Origin of the sequence: Bradyrhizobium sp., assembly GCF_030693485.1 — a bacterium.
Lineage (GTDB): Bacteria > Pseudomonadota > Alphaproteobacteria > Rhizobiales > Xanthobacteraceae > Bradyrhizobium.
Genome location: NZ_JAUYAN010000097.1, coordinates 1 through 3,000 on the forward strand (window position 1 = coordinate 1; position 3,000 = coordinate 3,000).

2 protein-coding genes and 1 pseudogene are annotated in these 3,000 nt (G+C 62.1%); all 3 read left to right on the top strand.

The annotated features are described in order from the left end of the window. Window positions 1-106: 106 nt before the first annotated feature. Window positions 107-1,459, top strand: coding sequence for a pyruvate dehydrogenase complex dihydrolipoamide acetyltransferase (locus Q8N40_RS07375; protein WP_305711351.1), 1,353 nt, complete (start codon window positions 107-109; stop codon window positions 1,457-1,459). Between the two features lie 40 nt (window positions 1,460-1,499). Then, the gene (locus tag Q8N40_RS07380) at window positions 1,500-1,976 is read left to right on the top strand and encodes a hypothetical protein (protein WP_305711352.1); all 477 of its coding nucleotides are present in this window, start codon (window positions 1,500-1,502) and stop codon (window positions 1,974-1,976) included. A gap of 13 nt (window positions 1,977-1,989) precedes the next feature. Then, a pseudogene (gene lpdA, locus Q8N40_RS07385) lies at window positions 1,990-3,000 on the top strand (dihydrolipoyl dehydrogenase); the annotation flags it as partial.

Sequence of the window (3,000 nt, forward strand, 5' to 3'; positions counted from 1 at the left end):
CCGAGGAGGATGCGCTGAGGCGCATCGTCGACCTATTCGAAGCCGAAATCGCGCGGCCGACCGACCTCGGCAACACCACGCCACGGTCGCAACAGGGTCACTGACAATGCCAATCAACATTCTGATGCCCGCGCTCTCGCCGACGATGGAAAAGGGCAATCTGGCCAAGTGGCTCAAGAAGGAGGGCGACAAGGTCAAGTCCGGCGACGTCATCGCGGAGATCGAGACCGACAAGGCGACCATGGAAGTCGAGGCGGTCGACGAGGGCACCATCGCGAAGATCCTGGTGCCCGAGGGCACCCAGGATGTCGCGGTCAATGACGTGATCGCGGTGTTGGCCGGCGACGGCGAGGATGTGAAGGCGGCAGGGGCGGGGGCTGCGAGCGCGCCCAAAGCTGCTCCGGCTGCTCAAGCGCCCGCCGCTGCAAAACCGGCTCCGACAGCTGCGCTCGCTGCGGCTCCGGCGGCGAAGGCCGCGGCACCGGCGGCCACCGCGCCGCAGGCAGCACCTGCGCAACAGACCAACGGCCACGCCCGCACATTCTCGTCGCCGCTGGCCCGCCGCCTCGCCAGGGAGGCCGGCATTGAACTCGCCCGCGTCAACGGTTCAGGCCCGCATGGCCGCGTCATCGCGCGCGACGTTGAAGAAGCAAAGTCCGGCAAGGGGCTGAAGGCGCCGGCCGCTACGTCCACTACGGGGCCTGCCATCGCGCCGTCGATGTCCGACAAACAGGTTCTCGCGCTGTTCGAACCCGGCAGCTACGAGGTGATTCCGCACGACGGCATGCGCCGCACCATCGCGCAGCGGCTGACCGCGTCGGTGCAGACCGTTCCGCATTTCTATCTCACGATGGACTGCGACATCGGAAAACTGCTCGCCGCCCGCGAGGAGATCAACGCCTCCGCGCCGAAGGATAAAGAGAAGAAGCCGCTCTACAAGCTCTCGGTCAACGACTTCGTCATCAAGGCGATGGCGATCGCGCTGCAGCGGATTCCCAACGCAAATGTGAGCTGGACCGAAAGCGGCATGTTGAAACACAGGCATTCCGATATCGGCGTCGCCGTCGCGATGCCGGGCGGCCTGATCACCCCGATCATCCGCAAGGCCGAGACCAAGTCGCTGTCGACCATCTCCGCCGAGATGAAGGATTTTGCCGCCCGCGCGCGGGCGCGAAAACTCAAGCCGGAAGAATACCAGGGCGGCACCACGGCGGTGTCCAACCTCGGCATGTACGGCATCAAGGATTTTACCGCCGTGATCAACCCGCCGCACGCCACCATTCTGGCCGTCGGCACCAGCGAGGAGCGCGCGGTGGTGCGGAGCGGCAGGATCGAGGCCGCGCACATCATGAGCGTGACGCTGTCCTGCGATCACCGCGCGGTCGACGGCGCGCTGGGCGCCGAACTGATCGGCGCGTTCAAGATGCTGATCGAAAATCCCGTGATGATGATGGTGTGAAGTTTTCTCCCTCTCGCTCATTGGGAGAGGGGCCGAAGATGTGCAGGCGGGTTTTGCTTTGAGGGATGCTAATCAGCTACCATTGCACTTAGTTTTTGCCGGCGGTCTCGCTGGTGGTCTTGGCGGCGGCGTTGCATCTGGGGTGGCGTGGTTGGCACTTGGTAACCTCTTGTGGCTGCCATACTGGCGGCAATTGAGAGATCACGGAATGAATGCCGATGATAACGGATGGGCGATGGGCTTCATTTTTGTGCCACCGGTCATGGGCGTGGCATTTCTAATATCGACCTTGGTAAGTCTGTTAATTGTGAGATGGATCGCGTATCCGAAACTGGTCTTAATCTTGCTAAACTCAGTGCCGGGGTTGCTTTTGACCTTGAATGGAACCAACGAAATTATTCATGGCCGATACTGGGAGTATCCGGGATTTGAGATCGCTTGCTTGCTGATCGGATTTGCTTGGGGTGTTGCTTTGTTTGAACTCATGGTGCGGCGGGGCGGTTACGTCGAAGGTTAGAAAGAGATTGAGAATGGCCGACACTTCCTTCGACGTCATCATCATCGGCGCTGGTCCCGGTGGCTACGTCACCGCGATCCGCGCCGCGCAGCTTGGCCTCAAGACCGCTGTCGTCGAGAAGGCCTATTTCGGCGGCATCTGCAACAATTGGGGATGCATTCCGACCAAGGCGCTGCTGCGCTCGGCGGAAGTGTATCATCTGATGCAGCACGCCAAGGATTATGGTCTTGCGGCGGAGAAAATCTCGTTCGACCTGCAGGCCGTGGTGAAGCGCTCGCGCGGCGTGGTGAAGCGGCTGAACGATGGCGTCGGCTACCTCTTCAACAAGAACAAGGTCACGGTGATCTGGGGCGAAGCGACGCTGGATGCGCCGGGCAAGCTGACGGTGAAAAAATCCGCCGTCGAGGCGCCGAAGGGGGCGCTGGGCGAGGGCACCTATCAGGCAAAGCACATTATCGTCGCGACCGGCGCGCGGCCTCGCGTGCTGCCGGGGCTGGAGCCGGACAAGAAGCTGGTCTGGACCTATTTCGAGGCGATGGTGCCGGACAAGATGCCTGGGTCGCTGCTGGTGGTCGGCTCCGGCGCGATCGGCATCGAGTTCGCCTCGTTCTTCCGCACCATGGGCGCCGAAGTGACCGTGGTCGAGGTGCTGCCGCAGATCCTGCCGGTGGAAGATGCCGAGATTTCGAAATTCGCGCACAAGGCGTTCGAGAAGCAGGGAATCAGGATTCTCACCAATCCCACGGTGACAAAACTCGAGTAGAAGAGCGACAGCGTGGTCGCCACCATCGACGACGGCAAGAAGCCGCAAGCGATCGAGTTCGACCGGGTGATTTCCGCGGTCGGCGTGGTCGGCAATATCGATAACCTCGGGCTGGAAAAGCTCGGCGTCAAGACCGAGCGCGGCTGCATCGTGATCGACGGCTACGGCAAGACCAACATCCCCGGCATCTACGCCATCGGCGACGTCGCAGGCCCGCCGATGCTGGCGCACAAGGCCGAACATGAGGGCGTGATCTGCGTC

Coding starts and splice junctions, on each gene's coding strand:
- Q8N40_RS07375 (WP_305711351.1), top strand. CDS start 107: ATGCCAATCAACATTCTGATGCCCGCGCTCTCGCCGACGATGGAAAAG.